The organism is Novosphingobium sp. YAF33 (genome assembly GCF_052113265.1).
In the GTDB taxonomy this organism is placed as follows: Bacteria; Pseudomonadota; Alphaproteobacteria; order Sphingomonadales; family Sphingomonadaceae; genus Novosphingobium.
Window position 1 is genome coordinate 47,417 of the sequence record NZ_JBFRCW010000001.1, and the last position, 21,476, is coordinate 68,892.

14 protein-coding genes are annotated in these 21,476 nt (G+C 67.6%); 3 read left to right on the forward strand and 11 right to left on the reverse strand.

All coding sequences use genetic code 11. From position 1 onward, the window contains the following. Positions 1-8 precede the first annotated feature (8 nt). From argJ to AB4Z00_RS00225, 3 genes are read left to right on the forward strand one after another with little or no spacing between them, the layout of a single operon-like run. Entirely contained in the window at positions 9-1,235 is a 1,227-nt protein-coding gene (gene argJ / locus AB4Z00_RS00215; protein WP_442044288.1) for a bifunctional glutamate N-acetyltransferase/amino-acid acetyltransferase ArgJ, read from the forward strand. A gap of 2 nt (positions 1,236-1,237) precedes the next feature. Then, positions 1,238-1,876 carry a glutathione S-transferase family protein gene (locus AB4Z00_RS00220; RefSeq protein WP_442044290.1) on the forward strand — a complete coding sequence of 213 codons (639 nt, stop codon included), beginning with the start codon at positions 1,238-1,240 and terminating at the stop codon, positions 1,874-1,876. A gap of 23 nt (positions 1,877-1,899) precedes the next feature. Continuing rightward, positions 1,900-2,712, forward strand: coding sequence for an inositol monophosphatase family protein (locus AB4Z00_RS00225; RefSeq protein WP_442044292.1), 813 nt, complete (start codon positions 1,900-1,902; stop codon positions 2,710-2,712). A gap of 13 nt (positions 2,713-2,725) precedes the next feature. On the opposite strand, the gene AB4Z00_RS00230 is transcribed toward AB4Z00_RS00225, so the two are convergent. From AB4Z00_RS00230 to AB4Z00_RS00280, 11 genes are all read right to left on the reverse strand, one after another. Beyond that, a complete protein-coding gene (locus tag AB4Z00_RS00230) occupies positions 2,726-3,328 on the reverse strand; it encodes a hypothetical protein (RefSeq protein WP_442044294.1) in 603 nt (200 codons plus the stop codon). Positions 3,329-3,535: 207 nt separating this feature from the next. Then, positions 3,536-3,856 carry a thioredoxin gene (gene trxA, locus AB4Z00_RS00235; protein ID WP_021235408.1) on the reverse strand — a complete coding sequence of 107 codons (321 nt, stop codon included), beginning with the start codon at positions 3,854-3,856 and terminating at the stop codon, positions 3,536-3,538. A gap of 81 nt (positions 3,857-3,937) precedes the next feature. After that, the gene (addA, locus tag AB4Z00_RS00240) at positions 3,938-7,492 is read right to left on the reverse strand and encodes a double-strand break repair helicase AddA (RefSeq protein ID WP_442044296.1); all 3,555 of its coding nucleotides are present in this window, start codon (positions 7,490-7,492) and stop codon (positions 3,938-3,940) included. Next, positions 7,489-10,524 carry a PD-(D/E)XK nuclease family protein gene (locus AB4Z00_RS00245; RefSeq protein WP_442044298.1) on the reverse strand — a complete coding sequence of 1,012 codons (3,036 nt, stop codon included), beginning with the start codon at positions 10,522-10,524 and terminating at the stop codon, positions 7,489-7,491. The genes addA and AB4Z00_RS00245 overlap by 4 nt, the downstream gene beginning before the upstream one ends. Beyond that, positions 10,517-11,242: a nucleotidyltransferase family protein gene (locus AB4Z00_RS00250; protein WP_442044300.1), complete on the reverse strand. Its 726-nt coding sequence runs from the start codon at positions 11,240-11,242 to the stop codon at positions 10,517-10,519. The genes AB4Z00_RS00245 and AB4Z00_RS00250 overlap by 8 nt, the downstream gene beginning before the upstream one ends. Then, positions 11,239-12,237, reverse strand: coding sequence for an aminoglycoside phosphotransferase family protein (locus AB4Z00_RS00255; RefSeq protein WP_442044302.1), 999 nt, complete (start codon positions 12,235-12,237; stop codon positions 11,239-11,241). The genes AB4Z00_RS00250 and AB4Z00_RS00255 overlap by 4 nt, the downstream gene beginning before the upstream one ends. Positions 12,238-12,335: 98 nt before the next feature. Beyond that, positions 12,336-12,827 (reverse strand): tRNA (adenosine(37)-N6)-threonylcarbamoyltransferase complex ATPase subunit type 1 TsaE, encoded by a 492-nt coding sequence (gene tsaE, locus AB4Z00_RS00260; RefSeq protein WP_132262091.1) that lies wholly within the window; start codon positions 12,825-12,827, stop codon positions 12,336-12,338. Continuing rightward, a complete protein-coding gene (locus AB4Z00_RS00265) occupies positions 12,824-15,178 on the reverse strand; it encodes a sensor histidine kinase (protein WP_132262090.1) in 2,355 nt (784 codons plus the stop codon). The genes tsaE and AB4Z00_RS00265 overlap by 4 nt, the downstream gene beginning before the upstream one ends. A gap of 209 nt (positions 15,179-15,387) precedes the next feature. Further along, positions 15,388-16,806: an adenosylhomocysteinase gene (gene ahcY / locus AB4Z00_RS00270; protein ID WP_207912788.1), complete on the reverse strand. Its 1,419-nt coding sequence runs from the start codon at positions 16,804-16,806 to the stop codon at positions 15,388-15,390. 211 nt (positions 16,807-17,017) lie between these two features. Further along, on the reverse strand, positions 17,018-19,234 hold the full coding sequence (katG, locus tag AB4Z00_RS00275) for a catalase/peroxidase HPI (protein WP_442044306.1): 2,217 nt from the start codon (positions 19,232-19,234) through the stop codon (positions 17,018-17,020). 736 nt (positions 19,235-19,970) lie between these two features. Then, positions 19,971-21,473, reverse strand: a complete 1,503-nt coding sequence (locus tag AB4Z00_RS00280) for an L-lactate permease (protein ID WP_132262085.1) — start codon at positions 21,471-21,473, stop codon at positions 19,971-19,973. Positions 21,474-21,476: the final 3 nt, after the last annotated feature.

Genomic DNA, 21,476 nt, shown 5'->3' on the forward strand with positions numbered 1-21,476 from the left:
CACCCGCCATGGCCTATCCCACTTCCCCGCTCGCCTCGCCCTTCCCCGCCATGCCGCCGATCGCCGGCGTCACGCCGCACGTCGTGCGCGCCGGGTACAAGGACTGGGGCCGATGCGACCTGACTTATGTGGAACTGGACGAAGGCACGGCCGTCGCCGGGGTGTTCACGAAGAACCTCTGCTGCTCCAGCGAAGTGGAACTCGGCCGTGACAACGTGAAACAGGGCCAGGCCCGCGCGCTCGTCGTCAATGCCGGCAATTCCAATGCCTTCACCGGCTATCGCGGACGCGAGGCGGTGGAGCAGATCATGGACCAGGTCGCCGCCCATATCGGCTGCCCGCGCGAACAGGTCTTCGTCTCCTCCACCGGCGTGATCGGCGTGCCCCTGCCCAAGGACAAGGCGCGCGAAGGCGTGGAGAAGGCCCTCACCGCCGGGCCTTGCTCGTGGGAAGAGGTGGCCAACACGATCTCCACCACCGACACGTTCGCCAAGGGCGCGACGGCCACTGCGATGATCGGCGAGACCAAAGTCGCGCTCGCCGCCGTCATCAAGGGTTCGGGCATGATCGCGCCGGACATGGCGACGATGCTGGGCTATGTCTTCACCGACGCCGCCGTGGAGCCCGCCTTCCTTCAGGAATGCCTCTCCGCCGCGAACTTCCGCACGTTCTCGTGCATCACCGTCGATTCGGATACGTCCACCAGCGACACCGTGCTCGCCTTCGCCACCGGCAAGGCCGGGAATGCGCCGCTCTCGACCATCGCCTCGCCCGGCGCCCATGCCTTTGCCGCCGCGATCCATGACGTCTGCCGCCAGCTTGCGCACCTTGTCGTGCGCGACGGCGAAGGCGCGCAGAAGTTCATCGAAGTGGCCGTCTCCGGCGCCGTCTCGGACGAAAGCGCGCGGAAGGTCGGCATGGCCATCGCCAACTCGCCGCTGGTGAAGACCGCCATCGCCGGTGAAGACGCCAACTGGGGCCGCGTCGTCATGGCCGTGGGCAAGGCAGGCGAACCGGCTGATCGCGACAAGCTCTCGATCGGCTTCGGCGGCACCTGGGCCGCGCGCGAGGGCCTGCCGCTGGCCGACTACGACGAGGCTCCCGTCGCCGCCCACCTCAAGGGGCAGGACGTCACCATCGAGGTCGATCTCGGCCTTGGCGAAGGCGCCGCCACCGTGTGGACCTGCGACCTGACGCACGGCTACATCTCGATCAACGCCGACTACAGGAGCTGACGATGGCCGCTCCGCAGTTCACGATCTGGGGTCGCCTCAACTCCCACAACGTCAAGAAAGTCGCCTGGTTCGCCGAGGAACTGGGCCTGAACTACGTGCGCCACGATATCGGCGGCCAGTTCGGCTATACCGAGGAGTACCTCGCCAAGAACCCGAACCGGCTGGTGCCGATGATCGAGGACGGCAAGCTCTCGCTCTGGGAATCGAACGCGATCCTGCGCTACATGGCGGCCGAATATGGCGGCGAGCGCTGGTTCCCGCGCGATCCCATCGACCGGGCACTGGCCGACCGCTGGATGGATTGGCAGATCACGTATGCCGACGCCCAGCGCGTGCCCTTCCTGGCCATGGCCCGCACCCCGCGCGAACAGTGGGACATGCCCGCCATCGCGCGCGACGTGCAGGCCTGCATCGCCCACCTTGCCGTGCTGGAGCGTGCCCTGAGCGAAAAGCCCTGGCTCTCCGGCGGACAGTTCGGCCTGGGCGACATTCCCATGGGCGTCTACGCTTATACCTGGTTCAGCCTGCCGCTCGACCAGTTCGGGCTGGACCGGCCCGAGTTTCCGGCCCTGACCGAATGGTACGCCCGCATCCGCGCGCGCACGGGCTATGCCCAGCAGGTCATGATCCCGCTCACCTGATCCTCTCTTCGAAAGCCTCCCGCATGATCACGCCCACGCTCAACGCCGCCGTCGAAACGATCATGCGTGAGGTTTCGCGCGACATTATCCTGCCGCATTACCAGTCGCTTACGGCCGCGCAGATCGTCAGCAAGGCGGTGAACGACGTCGTCACCGTGGCCGACCAGGAGAGCGAGGCGATCCTCACCGAGCGCCTCACCGCCCTGCTCCCCGACGCCTCGGTAGTGGGCGAGGAAGCCACTTTCGCAGACGAGAACGAGCTGCTGAAGCTGAAGGACCGGCTCTGCTGGATCGTCGATCCGCTCGACGGCACCAACAACTTCGCCTCCGGCAAGCCGCCCTTCGGCATGCTGATCGCACTGGCCGACCGGGGCGAGACGCTGGGCGGCTGGATTCTCGATTGCCTCACCGGGCGCTTCTGCCGCGCATCGCTGAACGGCGGCGCCTGGGTCAACGAGGAACGCCTCACCGCCCGCGCCACCGGAGAGCAGCCGCCCGTGGCCGCGATCTCGCTGATCTTCACCGAGGAAGCGCGCCGCGAGCGCCTGCGCACCGAAGTCGCCCCGCATTACCGCATGGTCGACATCCCCCGCTGCGCCGCCGAACAATACCCCCGCCTCGCTCTCGGCCAGAACGACGTGGCGGTGTTCGAACGCACCCTGCCCTGGGACCACGCGGCAGGCGCCCTCTTCCTCAACGAAGCCGGCGGCAAATGCGCCCGCCCCGACGGCACCCTCTACCGCGTCGACCAGTTCAACCGCAAAGGTGTGATCGGCGCCGCCTCCCCCGGCCTGTTCGAAGCGCTCGCCAACCGCTTGTCCGCACTGGAAGACTGAGGGACACTCGCCGTTACCGCTTCCGGTCCGGCGAGCAATCGCCGATGCGCGCGCCGCGGACCGACCAGCGCATGAGGTCCGGCGCCGCTCCAGGCGACGGGCCGGCGAGAAGTTCTCGCTGATTCTCGAAGTCCAATGTCAGTTCGGAAGCGCCATATTCACCCGTGACATACATGGTCAGCCGTGTCTGCTGCGTGCTCACACGGCCAGTGATCGCGTCCTTGATGGGCACCGATCCGCCCTGACATGTTTGCCGCGCCCGCAAGCGGCCCCCGCCAAGACGCATCTGCAAGGGCCGACAGATCGTGGTCCCCGCAGCTTGCGAACGGCCCTGCCCCACCAGCAGCCGAACGAACGATTCCACCTGGGTATCGGCAAGACAGAAGTGCCATTCCCGATCCTTGCCCGCGCCGAAGGACGTATCCTTATCGAGACTTTTGCCGAAGCGATACGTGCGGGTCAGCGAGACCGCCCATTCCCCGCCCGCCAAGACCGTCTTCTCGCGGGCGCCTTCCACGACGATATCGCCCGGATCGTCACCGCCTTGCGCCAGGTCCGCCCAAGACACCGCGCTCAGGGCAAAGGCGAATATCGCCCATTTCGTTCGCTGGCCCATTCGGCATCTCCAGTGTCGCCACCGGGACAGGTCCGGCCGGTTTCCGACACGCGTGAAGATGCCGATCATGGCCGATAATCTCTAGAACACAATAGCTTGGGACTGGCGCGCCATCGACGTGTCCCGCCCAAAGAAAAACCCCTCCCGCCTCGCGGCGAAAGGGGTTTTTCTATCCGTCTTGGAACCGGCCGAAGCCGCAGCGAACGCTTAGAGTTCGCCTTCGATCCAGCCCTTCAGCGCGCTCTTGGGAGCGGCGCCGAGCTTCTGGGCGACGGGCTTGCCGTCCTTGAACAGCACCATCAGCGGGATCGACTTCACGCCGATCTCGGCAGGGATGCCGGTGTTGGCCATGATGTCCATCTTGGCGATGGTCACCTGCTCGGAAAGCTCTTCGCTGATCTCTTCCAGAGCGGGGCCGATCATCTTGCACGGGCCGCACCAGTCCGCCCAGAAATCGACGAGCACGGGCTTGTCGGACTTGAGAACGTCTTGTTCGAAGCTGGCGTCGGTAACAGCGATGGTCGCCATGAATTGAAACTCCTCGGGTATCTCGGTTGAACGCAATCTAGGGACGAATTGCCATGAGGCAACGCTTGCACGGCCATAGGTTTACTGCGGCGGGGAAAAGTCCGGCTTGTGAGCGGCCAGAACGTCCGCCGGAACCGCGATCAGGCGCGGCACGGCGGTGTAGAGCAAGGCCACTTCCACGCGCTTTCCCGGGAAGGCCACTTCCAGCGCGGCGGCATAGGCGCCCATCTGGCGCAGCACCCCGCGCGGCACTTGTTCCAGACTCTCGGGCGGGCGGCGCGCGGTCTTGTAGTCGACCAGCCGGACGCGGTCTGGCTCGACCACCAGGCGATCGATCGTGCCCGCCACCACCTGCCCGCCGACCACGGCGGCCACCGGAACTTCCGCAAGACTGGCCGGGCCGAATATCTCGGCCCACTCGGCATTGCCAAGCACCGCCATGGCGCTGGCCAACATGGCCTCGCGGGCGTCTTCGGCCAAATCGGCAGCGTTGCGCGCGAGCCATTGCCAGCCCGCTTTCTCGCGCAAGTCGGCAGCGACTTGCGGCAGGCGTTCGAGCAGCTTGTGCACCAGAGTGCCACGCCGCAAGGCATCGCGCCCGGCCCCCGGCGGGAACGGCGGATCGGGTGCGTCGTCCTCGCCCAGCGAAGACGGTGCCAGCGGACGGGGCGGGCGCGGCTCCGCAGGTGGCGCGCGCTCCAGCCAGCGCGGCAGGGGTTCGCGCAAGGGCAGTTCGACCGCGCGAACTGCCGCCGGGAGCGGCTCCGGCGGCTGCCCGTTCTCGCACCGCGTGCCCCAGATCGCGTCCTCGACGTCCGCCTCGGCCGGGAACAGGGCGCGCAGCCGGGCGTACCAGCTCTTGTCGGCCGGGCCGTCCTTGTCGCGCCGCCCCAGCGCGCCGCCGATGAACAACGCCTCCTCGGCGCGGGTCATGGCGACGTAGAGCAGGCGCCAATGCTCCTGCTCGTCGCCCTCGCGATTCTCCGCGATCCGGGCGGCGATACGGCCGACCTTCTCATCCTTGGACAAGGGCGGCAGCGGCACCTTGCGCCGCTCGTCGCGCGGATCGGCCAGGTCGAAACCGCGTTCGCGCGCAGCTTCGGGGTTGCCGGTCGCGTCGGCCAGGATGACGATGGGCGCCTGCAGGCCCTTCGAGCCGTGGACGGTCATCACGCGCACCAGGCCCGAGGCGGCATCGGCCTCGCGCTTCAGTTCTCCGTCGCCGGCATCGAACCAGGCCAGGAACCCGGCAAGGCTGGGCGTATCGGTGGCGACGTAGGCCTGGGCGGCATTGACGAGTTCGTCGATGGGATCGTTGGCCTCGCTGCCGAGCCGGGCGACCAGCTTGCGCCGCCCCTGCCACGGCCCGACGAGCAGCCAGTGCAACATGGCCTGCGGCGGCGCGAAGTCGGCCAGGGCCAGCAGATCGCCGAGTTGCTGCAGCACCGCCGCGATCTCGGGACCGGAACCGGCGCGCAAGTGTTCCCAGAGATGCCTGTGCCGGTCGCGATAGGCGTGGCGCAGCAATTGCTCCTGGCTCCAACCGACAAGCGGGGATACCAGCAGCGCGGCGAGGTTGAGATCATCGAGCGGCTGCACCGCGAAACGCAGTGCCGCAATCAGGTCCTTCACGGCCAGCGGCGCACCCAGGCGCAGACGGTCGACGCCGGCCACCGGCACGCCGGCCGCGTGAAGCCGCGCAACGATCAGGCCCGCAAGTTCCTTGCGCTGGCGCACCAGCACCATCACGTCGCCCGCACCCGCACGGCGCGGCTTGCCCTTGTTCAGCGTGAAGCCCGGCCCCGAGGGATCGAGCCATTCGCGGACCTGCTGCGCGATGCGTTCCGCCATCTGCCGGTCCGGGCGGGAGAGCCAGTTGGGCTGCTGCCCGTCGTGCTCCTCCGCGCCCTCGTCATCTGCCAGCGGCGCGTCGTCGTCTTCGCCGACCTGCTCCGAGACAGGCTGCCACAAGGCGACATAGCCCGGACGCTCCTGCCCGACATGGGGCTCGGCCGGACGATCGAGGCCGAAGCTGGCATGGCCGATGCCGGCAATGGCCTCGTCCACGAAGTCGAGCACGCGCTGCGCCGTGCGGAAGCTGCGGTCCAGCCCGAGTTCCACCAGCGGCCGCGCGGACAGGTTGCTGCGCAGCATATCGGCATTTTCAGCCGCCTCGCGCATCTTGCCCCGCACGCGGTCGGCCGCGCGGCGGAAGTTCTCGGGGCTGGTGCCCTGGAACCGGAAGATCGCCTGCTTGTAATCGCCCACGACGAACAGGGTGCGGAGCAAGGGGGGCTGCCCGTGACGTTCCCCGTGTTCCACGGCATGTTGACGCTCGTGCTGGCCCAGCCCGGCCCAGAACTCCTCCGCCATGGCGAAGACGATGTCCCACTGCGCGGCATTGGTGTCCTGCGCCTCATCGACCAGGATGTGATCGAAACGGCGATCCAGCTTGTAGCGGATCCAGTCCGCCGAAGCCTGACCGCGCAGAAGATCGGCGGCGCGCCGGATCTGGTCGTCGAAGTCGATCAGGCCCTCGCGCTGCTTGGCCTCGTCCCAGGCAAGCGCGAAAGCCCGGCCGAGCCGCAATGCCGGCACGAGCCGCTCGGCCAGGCCGAGCAGCGCCTTGACCTCGCGAATGCGGGCAAGGCCCTCACCGACGCGCAAGGCATAACCCTCGTAGTCGGGTTCGCGCTTGGACAAGTGGTTGAGGCTGCGAACCGAATCGTCCTTGGTGAACAGCGCGGCGTGGACATCGTCGATACCCTCCGCCCGGCGCGCCGGAGACTGGGTGAGCCAGGGCACCAGCACGTCGGTTGCCTTGTGCGCGGTGGCGGTGTTCCAATCGGCCAGGACTTCGCAGCACCGGCGCAGCGAGCGGACATCGAAGCCGTCGTCCGCACACATTTCCGCGAGCAGGTCGTCCCCGGCGTCGGCGGGCAGGCCGAGCAGGCGCAGGACATGGCTGCGGATGTCGCCCGCCTGCCACGATCCCGGGCCGAACCAGGCCTCGCGCGCACCGGCGCAGCGCAGCAGGAACTCGACGACCGAATCCGGCCCGTGCCGCAGCGAGAGCTGGGCGATGGCTTCCAGCAGCGGCGCACCGTCGAAAGGATCGTTCTCCGCCGCGACCAGCAGATCGGCCAGGACCTGCCGTGCCAGCAGGGCGCGCTCGCGGTCCTCCATCGGCCGGGCGCCCGGCACCAGCTCCGCCTCCAGCGGGAACGTCGCCAGCAGCCACTGCGAGAAGGCGTGGATGGTGTCGATCCGAAGCCCCCCGCCCGGACTGTCGAGCACCGCGGTGAACAGCGTGCGCGCACGGGCGCGCGTGTCCGGATCGGTCGGCGCGCCGATCGCGTCGAGCCGCTGGAACAGCTGGGTATCTTCCAGCCGCACCCATTCGGCCAGGGTGCCGTTGATGCGCGCGGCCATTTCGGTGGCGCCGGCCTTGGTGAACGTAAGGCACAATACCTGGGACGGCTCCACCCCCTCCTGCAGCAGGAGGCGCAGCACGCGGGAAGACAGCACTTGCGTCTTGCCCGTGCCCGCCGAGGCCGAGAGCCAGACGGTATCGCGCGGATTGACCGCCAGCATCTGGTTGCCGTGCAGCGGATGGACGGCGGCAGGACCGCTCATGCCCCCTCCTCCGTGGCACTGCCCTGCACGCGTTCACGGCTGCCGAGCGAGGTGATCCATTCATCGAGACGCATCAGCTGGTCGTAATCGGCATAGGACCCGAGTTCGGGGTTGAGACGCGCGGTGAAAGGCTCGTTGCCGAGGATCCAGCGGTCCAGTGCATCGTTCAGGTAGCGCTCGGTTTCCGGCAGGAAATCGTCCGGTTCGATCCCGGAGCGGCGCTTGCCGACCTTGAGCGGGGTGGCGGCGTAGCCGAACTGGTTCTTGGCCTTGGCCATCGACCAGTATTCGAAGCCCCCCGCCTCGCCTTCGATCTCGCGGCCCTGCATGTCCTTGAAGCCGCCGGCTTCGGCGATCAGCGCGATCAGGCCAAGCTGGAGCGCGAAACCTTCCTCCACTCGCCGCGGAGTGGGCGGCGAGCCCGTCTTGTAGTCGACCACGGCCAGCGTCCCGTCGGCCTGGCGGTCGATGCGGTCGGCGCGGCCGTGGATACGGATGTCGCGGTGGCGCATGTCGCCCCAGGCCTCGCTCGCCACCACGCGCCGCCCCTCGGTCTTGTGCCGCAGCACGAGGTCGCGAAAGGTGTCGAGCGCGGCCGAGAGACGCGGCCACCACAGCGCGCGCATCAGCGGATGGGCGTTCTTCTCGGTCAGCACGGACTGGGCAATCGTGTGCAGCCCGTCGACCGGCTCGCCCGCCTTGTGCCAGTCCTCCAGGATCTTGTGCGCCACTTCGCCCTTCCACGCCGCGCTCGGCTCGGCATCGAGTGCGTCGAGCTTGCGGAGGCGCAGGATCGCATTGGCGTAAAACTCGTAGGGATCGCCCCGCAGGCGGTCCAGCCCGGTGACCGCCAGGTCCACGCGGCGCTGCTCGGGCGCCGGCATGGGCTGCGGCCGTGGGTGCGGCGGCACCGGTGCGGCATCGTCCAGCATGCGTGCCAGGCGCAGCGCCTCGGCTTCGATATGACGCTCGCCCTGCTCGCCGAGCAGCGCCTTGACCCGCAGCACGAAGCGCGAGGGGATCACCGGCCCCCCGGCATCGCGCAGGGCCCAGCTCAGCACCACGTCCGGCGCTCCCAGCGCGGCGGCCAGATCGTGCGCGGCAAGGCCGATGCGGAAATCGGCCCCCGGCACGCCGAGCGCGCGCAGCACGGCAGGCGGCAACAGGGCATCCTGCGAGGGGGAAGCAGGCCAGACGCCTTCCACCAGCCCGCCGCAAATGACCAGGTCGGCGCGGCTCATCCGCGCTTCCAGCAGGCCGTAGATCGCCACGCGCGGATGGCCGCCCCAGGGCGGGCGCACCGAGACGCGGTCCATCGCATCGCGCAGCATGGCGTGAAGTTCGCGCGGATCGAACAGCGTTCCCGCAGAACCGGCCGCCGCGCGCAGTTCCTCGACCAGGGCGCTCAGTGCCCGGCCGTCGGGACCGCCCCAGATCGCTTCGCCGCACATCGCCTCGGCCGCGTCGGCAAGCCTTCCCAGCATGAAGTCCAGCGGATCGCCTTCGCTCAGCGCGAAGAGCGGCGCGAGCATCGCCTCGACCTCGCCCCACCAGCCTTCCAGCTTTTCCTGCACCGCCAGTTCGGCCAGGGCGGCAAGACCGGCCCCGGGGCGCGGCCCGCGCAGTGCCAGGTCCAGTCGGCGGGCATTCTCGAGCCAGCGGGCACGGCCTTCGCCGCCCCCTGCCAGCGGATGGACCAGCAAGGCGATCAGCGGCACGGGCGCGGCCTGCTCCGCCATCACTTCGGCCAGCAGCAGCAGCAGGCGGCCAGAGGCGGTCTGCGCGAGCGGGCGTCCTGCGGTGTCGTCCGCCTCGATGCCCCAGCGGGTGAGATGGGCGACGACCCGCCCCGCAAGCCCGCGGTCGGGCGTAATCAGCGCCACGCGGCGTTCCGGGACTTCCAGCGCCTGGCGCACCAGCACCGCGATGGCCTGGGCTTCCTGCTCGGGATGAGTGCTTTCCATCAGCCGCACCCCGGCCAGCCGTCGCTTTTCGGGACCAAGCGCGACCCAGGCCGCCGATGCGCGGGGGGGCAGGAACAAGTTGGAAATCACGGTGCTGCGCTCGGCCGGCGAGGCGCCCAGCCCCGAACGGTGCCAATGCGCTACTTCCTCGCGCGAAATGCCCATGCGATTGAGCAGCAGCTTGAGGTGATATTGCGGATGGGTGACGGCATCGCCCCGGCCGAACGGCGGATCGTCCGGACTGTCGGGACGCCCCGCCGTGCCGAGTTCGTCCCAGACTTCCGGCGGCAGGGAAAGATCAAAATCGGGCAGGACCACGCTGCCGCCGGGCAATTCGCTGACCACGCGCAGCAATCTTGCCAGCGAAGGCGAGGCACTGGTCACACCGGCCGCAACGATGGGATAGGCCGGCGGCGAGGCCTGCCATTCGCGGGCGGCGTGCTCGAACAGGAGGTTGCGGCGCTCCGGCGCGTCGATCTCGCCGCGCTCGGCCAGTTCCGCGATCCAGTGCTGCTGCACTTTCAGGAACGTGCGCGTATTGTCGGTCCAGTGGCCGGCCAGATCGCCGACGATGCCGATCACCCGCTCGCTCATCAGGTCGATCGGGGCGATGCCTTCCACCAGCAGGCGGTCCATCGTGCGCCCCAGTTCCCAGGCGCGGCGCAGCAGGGCGGCGCCCTTTCCGGCCTCGGCGCCCTCTACCTCGCGCAGGAAGTGAGCGATGCGGAGCCAGCGCCGGGTCGGATCGGCCGCGGGCGGGATGTCCGAGGCACCCAGCGGATCGAGCAAGGGCCCCAGCGTCTCGTCCAGATCGAGATCGCCTACCACCACCATGCGCGGCAGCAGCAGGCCCGGCTTGTCGGTCGTGCCGGAAAAGCGCACGAAAGCCTCGGTCACCGTGCGGACCGTGCGGCGGCTTGGCAGCAGCAGCGTCAGCCGCGCCAGGCCCAGTTCACCTTCGGCGTAACGCGGCACCAATCCCGCCACCAGGGCGTCTGCGAAGCCGCGGTGAGCGGCAATCGAGAATACGCGCGGCCCTCTCTTGTCGGGCCCCGCCCTGTCAGGCACGGGTCAGCCATTCCTCGGTGGGCTTGATCGCGGTCGGCTCGCCCACTTCGAACCAGAGGCCGGTATGGGAAATGCCGTAGAGGCGCCCTTCCTCGATGGCGCGGTTCCACAACACGTTGGTCGAGAACGGTCCTTCCGGCGCATCGCGCAGGAGACGCTTCGACACGATCTGGATGCCCGAATAGATGAAGGGCGCGATGCGGCCCTGCTTGCGGCGGGCGATGCGCCCTGCGGGATCGAGGTGAAAGTCGCCCTCGCCCCGATAATTCACCGCGCGCGGATGCGAGACCAGCAAGAGCAGTGCATCCATGATTTCCGGGTTCCAGGCCCGCGAAAGCTCGTGGAACACGTCTTCCGGTCCGTCCAGCCAGATATTGTCGCTGTTGAGGCAGAAGAACGTCTCGGGCAGCAGCGGCGCAGCCTTGACCATGCCGCCGCCTGTTTCCAGCAGGCGTTCGCGCTCGTCCGACACGGTGACCTGCGGCCCCTTGTGGCGCGCCTTGAAGTGGCCTTCCAGCGCGTCGGCAAGGTAATGGACATTGACCACCGCCTTCTCGACCCCGGCCGCATCGAGTTTGTCGAGCGCATGGTCGATCAGCGACTTGCCGGCGACGCGCACCAGCGGCTTGGGCTGGGTAGCGGTCAGCGGCCGCATCCGCTTGCCGAGGCCGGCGGAGAGTACCATGGCCGTATCRCTGGCCAGCTTCACTTCGTTCATGCCGCGTAGCTCCCGCCATTGGCGTCGCGCAAATGGGCGGGGATATTGGCATCGAACCAGCGCGCGACCGGCTCCAGTGCCGGATGCGCCAGGTCGCGTTCGAGCATCGCCCAGACGCGGGGGATCAGTTCCAGATAACGCGACTTGCCGTCACGCCGCCAGAGACGCACGAAAATGCCGATGATCTTGGTGTTCCGCTGCGCGCCGAGGCGGGCATAGTCCGCCAGGAACGTCTCGGGATCGGCATCGGTGGCCTGGATGTAATGGTCGAACATCTCGGCCTCCAGTTCGGGCGAGACATCGCGGCGCGCGTCCTGCAGCAGCGAGACCAGATCGTAGGCGGGATGGCCGATCAGCGCGTCCTGGAAATCGAGCAGGCCCTGCTTTTCCAGCGCGCCGAGCAGCATGATGTTTTCGGCATGGTAATCGCGCAGCACGGTCACGCCCGGGCGCTGGCGAGGCAGCAGTTCGCCCATCACCGCTTCCCAGGCGGCGGTGAAGCCCGCGGAATCGACGTAGAGGTTCTGCGCCGTGCAGTACCAGTCGATGAACAGGCGCACCTCGCGCTGATACTCGCTCATCGAATAGTCGAGGAAAGGCCCCGGCGGCAGCTGGCGGAGCTGCGCCAGCACGTCCACGGCGCCGCGGTAGACGGCCACTTCGTCGTCCTGCCACTGGTCGAGATAGTCGCGCATCCGTGCGTGGCCGAAGTCCTCGATCAGCACGAGCCCGCGTTCCGCCCAGTCCGCCATGATGCGCGGCGCACGCAGCCCATTGGCATCGAGCCAGCGCGCGGCGCGCAGGAACGGCGTGGGATCCTCGTTGGGCGGCGGCGCATCCATCAGCATCGCCGTTTCGCCATCCGCGCGGGTAACGCGGAAATAGCGCCGGAACGAAGCGTCCCCGGCAAGCGGTTCGACGGCGGCGCCTGCCCATCCGGCGTCGGCCAGGAAGGGTTCGAGGTCCTCGGGAAGGTTCGCTGGGTTCGTGCTCATTTCGGGATTCGCCCTAGAGCATTTTCAAGTCGGGTGGAAACACCTGACGACTCGGAAAATGCGACAAACAAACAACGGTGATCGCTGTTCCGATAAAATCAGAACCCAAGGCGATCCCGCCAATCGGGCCCCGGCTCGACAATGGCGGTCCGCCCGTCGCCCGCAACTTCCAGCGTGATCGAGAGACAGGCCGGCTCATGGGCGAAACCGCCCGCGTGATCGGGCCACTCGGCGAGCAGCACGGCGCCCTGCCGATAGTCGTCCAACCCGATCTCATCGGCCTCGGACGGATCCTGGAGCCGGTAGAAATCGGCATGGACCAGCGGCAGTCGCACGCCCGGACGGCCGGAATCGGGCTGGCCTGCAGGAGACACGTCGCCCTGCGGCGGATCGTAGACCTCGATGATGGCGAAGCTCGGCGACGGCACTTCGCCTTCGTGCCCGAGGGCGGCGATGATGGCGCGGGCGAGCGTTGTCTTGCCAGCGCCGAGACCACCGGTGAGGGCGACGACGTCATCGGGGCGCAGCCGATCGGCAATGGCGCGGCCGAAGCGTTCCATCGCGGCAAGGTCGGGCAATGCAATCTTCACGGAAGCTCCACCAGCGCGCTGGTACCTTGGCCGGGCTCCGAAGCTAGGCGCAGCGCGCCGCCATGCGCCTCGACCAGTTGGCGCGCGAGCGGCAGGCCGAGGCCCTGGCTGCGCTCCACCGACTTGCCATCGGCGCTGGCCTTCATGCCGTCAAGCGCCAGGGCCACGCTGCGGCTGTCCATCCCCGCCCCCTGGTCCTGGACCAGGATCTGGAGCCATTCCCCGTCACCCGACTTGCGGCGGCCGAGCTGCACCAGGATGCGCTGGCCCTGCCGGGAGGCGGCAATGGCATTGTCGACGAGATGGCCGACGGCCCGCGCAAGCCGCTTGCGATCGCCGGAAATCGGCCGCAGCAGGCCGCTCGCCTGAAGATCCAGCACCAGCCCCGCCTTCTGGAGCCGCGACGCGCGCTCCTCCACCACGGAGCGGATGAAGGGCATCGGGTCGATCTCTTCCTTCTTCAGTGGCAGCAGCCCCGCTTCGCCCTGCGAAAGGTCCAGCAGGCTGTCGATATGATCGCCCAGCGCTTCCACGGAAGTGAGGATCGCCTCGATATATTCGCGCCCGCTGTCCGAAAGCTCGCCGCCGACGCCCGCCTCCAGCAGTTCGGCGAATCCGCCGATCGAGGTGAGCGGCGTGCGCAGTTCGTAGCTCATCTTGGCAAGGAACCGCGTCTTGATCGTATCCGCCTCGATCAGCGCCGCATTGCTCTCGCGCAGCGCGGCCTCGGCCTTCTGCGAATCGGTAATGTCGAGCACGGCCAGCAGCCCGTTGCCATCTGGCAGCGGCACGCCCGCGAACTCCAGCATGCGCCCGTCGGCCAGCGCGATGCGGCCGCCCTTCTGCGCCCGGTCCAGCGTGGCGGTGCGCATGACGCTGCCCACCGTCTCCGCTTCGGCCGGCCGCTTGAGGCGCGGCGCGATCTTCTTGAGCAGGTCCTGCATATGCGGATGGGTGTCGAGAAAGTCGCTGTCGAGCCCCCAGTCGGCGGCGAAGCGGCGGTTCCATATCTGCATGCGCCCGTCCGGCGCGAAGACCGCAATCGATTCGAACAGACTGTCGAACGTGGCCGTGCGGGTGCGCAGCAGGGTATCGCGCACGGCCGACAAGCGCAGCTGCTCGGTGCGGTCCTCGGCGATCAGCATCAGCCCGCCGTCCGGCACCGGCTGGGCGACGATGCGCAGATGCGTGCCGTCCGCCAGGGTCCAGGCTTCCTCGCTCGCTTCGCCCGAAGCGAACCAGGCCGCCTTCTCACGGCGCCATGCGGGGAAATCGCGCGCTTCGGGCACGCGCCCGGCATCGCGCGCGGCATCGAGCAGGCGCTCGAAGGCAGGAAGATCCTGCATGGCCTGCGCCGAGAGCTTGAACAGGCGCTGGAACGGCTGGTTGGCGAACGTCAGGCGTTTCTTGGCGTCGAACTGGGCCACGCCTGCCGAAAGCTGATCGAGCAACCCGCGCTGCGCCTCGCGGAAAGCGCGGAACGAGCGCGACATTTCCTCAAGGTCCTCGATATCGACCGCGTATCCCGCGACCCCGTCCTCGCCCAGAGGCAGGTCGCTGACGCGCATCGCGCGGCGCTGGCCGTTGATCGTGGTCGAGACGATGCGCTGGATCGGCGAGCCCTTGTCGGCCGCGACGCGCGCGACTTGCGCCGGAGTGAGACCGTCGACGTTCTCGACCAGTTCGGTCCCGCTGGCCACGACGCCTTGCGCGCTGTCGCCGCCGACCGCGGCGACATAGGCCGAATTGACCAGTTGCAGTTCGCCGTCCGGACGGCGGAACCACATCGGCATCGGCGCCGCCTCGATCAACGAGACCAGCGCGGTGAAATCCCCCCTCGCCCGCGAAGCTTCGTCGCGCAGGCGGGTAAGTTCGGTCTCGCTGTCGGAAAAGTCGAAGACCCAGACCAGCGCGGCGCCGCCGGGCGAGACTTGCGGGTCGGCCAGATGCCCCCGCAGCGCCAGCGACCGGGTGGACCCGCGCGGGGTCAGCACCATGCGAAAGGGCGTCGCGGTCTTCTGGGTGCGGCGTACGGCCTCGGTCAGCTCTTCCAGCTTCTCTGCCGGCAAGCCCCGCTCGCCCGTGTCGAGTTCGGACAGGAACTGCGGCACTTCGTCCAGCCCCAGCCACTGCGCCAGGCGCGGACTGGCTTCGATTCGCCCGTCGGAGCGGACGAGCAGCGGAGATGCGGGCGATTCCTCGACCATGCGGCCAAGCCGCCGCGCGGAGCGAAGCTGGTTTTCAGCCCGCTTCTGTCGGCTGCGCGCCGTAAGCACGGCCCAGGCCGCCGCCAGCATCCAGGCAGCGAGCAGGAGACCGATCAGGAGGGGTACGAGGCGATCCTGGTCCATTCACCAACGGCTATGATGCGGGGAAGCCCTAAACACAATGGGGAGAACGTTTCTGTTTAGAGCGCTCGTCACATCCGTGACGAGCTTGCGGCACCGGCCCACGCCCCCACCCGACCTCCCACTAGTGTATCCTTGATGGGAGGTCGGGTGGGGGCGTGGGCCGGTGCCGCATCGGGAATGCCTCTATGGGCATTCCCGACTAGCATTACTCAATAACGGTAGTGGTCCGGCTTGAACGGACCGGCTTCCGGCACGCCGATGTAGTCGGCCTGCTTCTTCGAAAGCTTGGTGAGCTTCACGCCCAGCTTTTCGAGGTGCAGCGCGGCGACCTTCTCGTCGAGGTGCTTGGGCAGCACATAGACTTCGTTCTTGTATTCGTCGTTTTTGACGAAGAGTTCGATCTGCGCGAGCGTCTGGTTGGTGAAGCTCGACGACATGACGAAGCTGGGGTGGCCGGTGGCGCAGCCCAGGTTCACCAGGCGGCCCTTGGCGAGCACGATGATCTGCTTGCCGTCCGGGAAAGTGACCAGGTCGGTGCCCGGCTTGACTTCCTTCCAGTCATAGTTGTCGAGCGCCGAGATCTGGATCTCGCTGTCGAAGTGGCCGATGTTGCAGACGATCGCCTTGTCGCGCATCGCTTCCATGTGCTCGCCGGTGATGACGGCTTCGTTGCCGGTGGCGGTCACGAAGATGTCGCAGCGCTTCACGGCGTCTTCCATGGTGACGACTTCATAGCCTTCCATGGCGGCCTGAAGGGCGCAGATCGGGTCGATTTCGGTGACCATCACGCGGGCGCCGCCGTTGCGGAGCGAGGCAGCCGAACCCTTGCCGACGTCGCCGAAGCCGGCGACGCAAGCGACTTTGCCGGCCAGCATCACGTCGGTGGCGCGGCGGATCGCGTCGACCAGCGATTCCTTGCAGCCATAGAGGTTGTCGAACTTCGACTTGGTGACCGAATCGTTCACGTTGATCGCGGGGAACGGCAGCTTGCCGTCCTTGGCGAGGTGGTAAAGGCGGTGAACGCCGGTGGTGGTTTCTTCCGAAACGCCCTTGATGGCCTTGACCGAGGCGGTCAGGTAGCCCGGCTTCGCCTTGAGGAAGGCGTTCAGCGCGCGGACGAATTCGATTTCTTCGGCGTTGGTGGGCTCGAACAGCGGCTCACCGGCTTCGACGCGGGCGCCCCAGAGCGCGAACATGGTGGCATCGCCGCCATCGTCGAGGATGAGGTTGGCAGTGAGGTCAGGGTTCTCTTCGGTCGACCAGTCGAAGATCTTGCCGACGTAGTCCCAGTAATCGGCCAGCGATTCACCCTTGATCGCGTAGACCGGGATACCGGCAGCAGCGATGGCGGCGGCAGCGTGGTCCTGGGTCGAGAAGATGTTGCAGGTGGCCCAGCGCACGTCGGCACCGAGCGCGACCAGCGTCTCGATCAGCACGGCGGTCTGGATCGTCATGTGCAGCGAGCCGGTGATGCGCGCGCCCTTGAGCGGCTGCGAAGCGCCGAATTCCTCGCGCAGCGCCATCAGGCCCGGCATTTCGGTTTCGGCGATGTTGATCTCGGTGCGGCCGAAATCGGCAAGCGAGATATCGGTAATGGCGTAGTCGTGGGCGATCTGGGCAGTGGCCACGGGAAGCTCCTGGTACGTTGGACGTTGCGTGGAGACGCCGAACGGCAAAGCCCGGCGCCTCGAATGCATCGTCCCTACCCCGTCAGCTTTCGCGACGCAAATATAAAGATATCTTTATATGGCTTCCCGCCTGTTCGCCAAATCCGCCCGAGGGGGCAAATTCGCTCGCAGAAGGCAGGGGAGCCCCCGCCTTCGCGAGGGCTCCGCTATCTTACGCCTTTCCGGCCAGATCGAACCGATCCGCGTTCATCACCTTGGTCCAGGCCGAGACGAAGTCCTTGAGGAACTTCGGTCCTGCATCGGCGCAGGCATAGACTTCGCTGAGCGCGCGGAGCTGGGAGTTGGAGCCGAACACCAGGTCCGTCCGCGTTGCCGTCCACTTCTGCGTGTTGCTGGCGCGGTCAGTACCGACGAACGTCTCGTCGGCCTGGTCGTCCACCTGCTTCCACGCCGTGCCCATATCCAGCAGGCCGACGAAGAAGTCGTTGGTGAGCTGACCTTCGCGATCGGTGAAGACCCCGTCCTTCGAGCCGCCGTGGTTGGCGCCCAGCACCCGCAGGCCGCCGACCAGAACCGTCATTTCCGGCGCGCTGAGGCCAAGGAGCTGCGCCCGGTCGATCAGCAGTTCCTCGGTCGGAACGGTGAAGGCCACCTGCAGGTAATTGCGGAAGCCGTCGACGCGGGGTTCCAGCACCGCGAAGCCTTCCACATCGGTCTGCTCCTGCGTGGCATCGGTGCGACCGGGCAGGAACGGCACGTCCACGGGCGTTCCCGCATCGGCCGCGGCCTTCTCGATCGCGGCGTTGCCGCCCAGCACGACGAGGTCGGCCACGCTGACTTTCCTGCCTCCGGCCGAACCGTCGAATTCAGCCTTGATGCCTTCGTAGACCTTGAGGACTTTCGCGAGCTTCTCGGGTTCGTTGACCTCCCAGTCCTTCTGCGGGGCAAGGCGGATACGGCCGCCATTGGCGCCGCCGCGGTGGTCCGACCCGCGATATGTCGACGCCGAAGCCCAGGCGGTGGAGACCAGTTCGCCCACGGTCAGGCCCGAAGCGAGGATCTTCTGCTTGAGCGCGGCCACGTCCGCCGTTCCGATCGCAGCATGGTCGGCGGCCGGGATCGGATCCTGCCAGAGCAGGTCTTCCGCCGGAACTTCCGGCCCGAGGTAACGCGCCTTGGGGCCCATGTCGCGGTGGCAGAGCTTGAACCAGGCGCGCGCAAAAGCATCCGCGAAGTGGTTCGGGTCGGCACGGAAGCCTTCCAGGATCCTGCGATATTCGGGGTCGACCTTGAAGGCCATGTCGGCCGTGGTCATCATCGTCGGCACGCGGCGTTCGGGGCTATGTGCGCCGGGCGCCATGTCCTCGGGCTTCTGGGCGACAGGCTGCCATTGCTGCGCGCCGGCAGGGCTGCGCACGAGTTCGTATTCGTAGTCCAGCAGCATGTGCAGGAAGCTCATGTCCCACTGGATCGGCGTAGGCGTCCACGAGCCTTCGAGACCCGACGTGATCGTGTGATCGCCGAAGCCGCTTTCGTGTCCGCTCTGCCAGCCGAGACCCTGCTGCGCGATGTCCGCGCCTTCCGGTTCGGCGCCCACTTTCGCCGCATCGCCGGCGCCATGGCATTTGCCGAAAGTATGGCCGCCCGCCGTGAGCGCCGCGGTCTCCTCATCGTTCATGCCCATGCGCGCGAACGTCTCCCGGATGTCGCGAGCCGAGCCGACCGGGTCGGGATCGCCGCCGGGACCTTCGGGATTGACGTAGATGAGGCCCATCTGGATCGCGGCCAACGGGTTTTCGAGCGCCATCTCCTTTTCGGGCTGGATGCGGGTCTCGGCGCCCTGGCCCACCCATTCTTCCTCGGTGCCCCAGTAGACGTCCTTTTCAGGCTCGAAGATGTCCTCTCGCCCGCCGCCGAAGCCGAAAGTCGGGCCGCCCATCGATTCGATGGCGACATTGCCGGTGAGGATCAGCAGGTCCGCCCAGGACAGCTTGGCCCCGTACTTCTGCTTGATTGGCCAGAGCAAACGCCGCGCCTTGTCGAGATTGGCGTTGTCCGGCCAGGAATTGAGCGGGGCGAAGCGCTGGTTGCCGGAAGAGGCGCCGCCGCGCCCGTCGCCGGTGCGATAAGTGCCCGCGCTGTGCCAGGCCATGCGGATGAAGAAGGGTCCGTAGTGCCCGTAATCCGCCGGCCACCAGGGCTGGCTGTCGGTCATCAGCGCGGTGAGGTCTGCCTTGAGCGCCGCATAGTCGAGCGACTTGAAGGCGGCGGCATAGTCGAAGTCGTCGCCGAGCGGATTGGCGCTGGCGCCGCTGGTGCTGAGGATGTCGAGGGAAAGCTGGTTGGGCCACCAGTCACGGTTGGTGCGGCCAAGCAGCGATCTTACCGGCTCGCCGTGCATCGGGCAGCCGCTGGTCTTCGCGTCCATGTCATTCTCCTTCCGGTCGGGTCTGTCGATTCCGTCCTGTCATCGAACGGTTTGGAACTGTCCGCGTCGCATCATCCGGCGCGCTATCGACTGGCCACGGGCGCGCCCGCTCCAGACCGATCCTGAATACCCTTGTCGTCTCCAACCGGGCCTGAAACCCGGCAAGGCCACTCTCCCGGCGCCCTTCGGCATCGCCTGCAGCTTGCCAGATATGCAGCCGCGATCAAGCGCCGCACGCCTGCCGGCTCACGCAAAATTCCGATCATCGATCGGGGGGAAAGTGATGAGAGTCCGTTCGAAAGATCGTGACCCGCGAAGTTCGCGGCACCGATCGAACGAGATGCCGGGCCGGGCGTTTTTCCGCCTCCTGTCGCTCTCGGTGGACATGTGGACAGGAGGCGGAAGTGGCAAAGGCAGGTCAGGGCCCGCCGTTGCACGCCTGGGGGGAAGGCCGCGGCCCTCCCGCATCTCTGGGACGATCACGTCGCTGCTCCCAACCCCGGCCTGCCGCCCTGCTGCGGCGGGAAGCCCGCGTGGCAATGCCGGAGGAAGAGAGGTTCGTGATCATGTCGCGCTCGCTATCAGCCGGGATTATTACACCCGCAAGACATAATACTCAACATCGCCTCAGGCGATATCGGTGAAGAATTACTGAATTAACCAAGACATCAGAAAATGACATGACTGCAGCATACCAAGATATCACTGCAACATGACTGAAATTCCCCGAACAATTCTAGGTGAGCAGGCCCAAGGCCCAGCGCACGATCAGCACGATCACCCCGCCCGCCAGCGCATAGGCAAGGCAGATCGGCGCCGTGCGGGCGAGTGCCCTCCCCTCGTGCCCGACCAATCCGACCGTCGCCGTGCCCGCCACGATGTTGTGCGGCGCCATGATGTTGCCGATAGCCGAACCGAGGCTCTGCCCCGCTAGCGCGAGCCAGTGCGGCAGGGTCACGGCATCGGCCGCGGCCACCTGGAAGTTCGCGAAGATGATGTTGGAGGCCGTTCCCGATCCTGTCACGAACGACCCCAGCGCCCCCACCAGGGGCACGGCGAGCGGCCAGGCCTGACCGAACAGGCCGGTCGCGCCAACGGCCAGCGCATCGATCAGCCCGCCGTGAACCATGAAACGCGCCAGGGTCAGCACGGAGACGAGCGCAATCGCCACTTGCGGCAGGCGGCGGAGCGCGGCGAGCATCGACCCGGCGACGAGACGCGGGCGAAAGCCGTTGATCAGCGCCGTCAGCAGGAAGGCCAGCAAGAGCATCGTGCCGGGGTGGTAGAACGGCAGCATCTGGTCGCCGAAGCCCTGCCGGTAGGTCCACTCGACATGATAGGACCGCAGGGCCGTGCGCAGCGGATCGATCAGGCGGCTGGCAAGGATGAGCGCGACCAGCAGAAGATAGGGCAATCCGGCACGCAGCAGGGCTTTCGTCTCCGGCCCTTGCGCCCGCGCTGTCGGCGGCGCTCCGCGGCGCAGCCAGACGATGAACAGGGCCCCGCCCAGCAGCGCACCGCCCAGCGTCGGCAGTTCCGGTCCCGCCAGCCCCGCGATCAAGGCGGCCGCCGGGAAGAAGCAGGCCGCCGCCATTGCCGCCACCTGCCACGAAGCGGCGCCGCCGTGCCGCAGCGTCACACTGCCGAGCCTCACGACGATGAGCGCCAAGCTCCAGCCGATGCAGGCATGGAGCAGCAGGATGGCCAGCGATAGCCGCCGCTCGTCGACCGGCCCGGCCTCCACCAGCGGCACCATCGGCGCGCCCACCGCCCCGAAGGAAACGCCCACGACATGGCCGATCAGGGCGACCAGCAACGCCCGCTCCGGCGCCACGCCCAGCGCGACGAGCATCGGCGCGACGATGGCCACCGGCGTGCCGAAGCCCGAGGCGCCTTCCAGGAACATCGCGAAGAAATAGCCCACCAGCAGCGCCGTGGCCGCCGGATCGGACGATATCGACGACAGCCACTCCCCGATCACCCCGGTGGCGCCGGTCCGCATCTGGTATTCGTGGATGGAGAGCGCGGGAAACACGATCCACAGGATCGTCGCTGCCGTGAAGCCGGCCTCCAGCACGGGCCCGGCCAGATCGGCGGGCGTGTCTCCGAACTGGAAGGCCGCGACCGAGACGATCGCCGCGATCACGGCCGAGGCCGTACCGGCTGCCGCCGCCGACCAGCGCAGCCCCGTCATCAGGAACACGAGCGCCAGGATCGGAACGAGCGCCAGCGCGGCCATCGG

Bases quoted from the DNA above. Each gene is read 5' to 3' on its own strand.
- argJ (WP_442044288.1), top strand. From the start codon at position 9: ATGGCCTATCCCACTTCCCCGCTCGCCTCGCCCTTCCCCGCCATGCCG.
- AB4Z00_RS00220 (WP_442044290.1), top strand. From the start codon at position 1,238: ATGGCCGCTCCGCAGTTCACGATCTGGGGTCGCCTCAACTCCCACAAC.
- AB4Z00_RS00225 (WP_442044292.1), top strand. From the start codon at position 1,900: ATGATCACGCCCACGCTCAACGCCGCCGTCGAAACGATCATGCGTGAG.
- AB4Z00_RS00230 (WP_442044294.1), bottom strand. From the start codon at position 3,328: ATGGGCCAGCGAACGAAATGGGCGATATTCGCCTTTGCCCTGAGCGCG.
- trxA (WP_021235408.1), bottom strand. From the start codon at position 3,856: ATGGCGACCATCGCTGTTACCGACGCCAGCTTCGAACAAGACGTTCTC.
- addA (WP_442044296.1), bottom strand. From the start codon at position 7,492: ATGAGCGGTCCTGCCGCCGTCCATCCGCTGCACGGCAACCAGATGCTG.
- AB4Z00_RS00255 (WP_442044302.1), bottom strand. From the start codon at position 12,237: ATGAGCACGAACCCAGCGAACCTTCCCGAGGACCTCGAACCCTTCCTG.
- AB4Z00_RS00265 (WP_132262090.1), bottom strand. From the start codon at position 15,178: ATGGACCAGGATCGCCTCGTACCCCTCCTGATCGGTCTCCTGCTCGCT.
- katG (WP_442044306.1), bottom strand. From the start codon at position 19,234: ATGGACGCGAAGACCAGCGGCTGCCCGATGCACGGCGAGCCGGTAAGA.
- AB4Z00_RS00280 (WP_132262085.1), bottom strand. From the start codon at position 21,473: ATGGCCGCGCTGGCGCTCGTTCCGATCCTGGCGCTCGTGTTCCTGATG.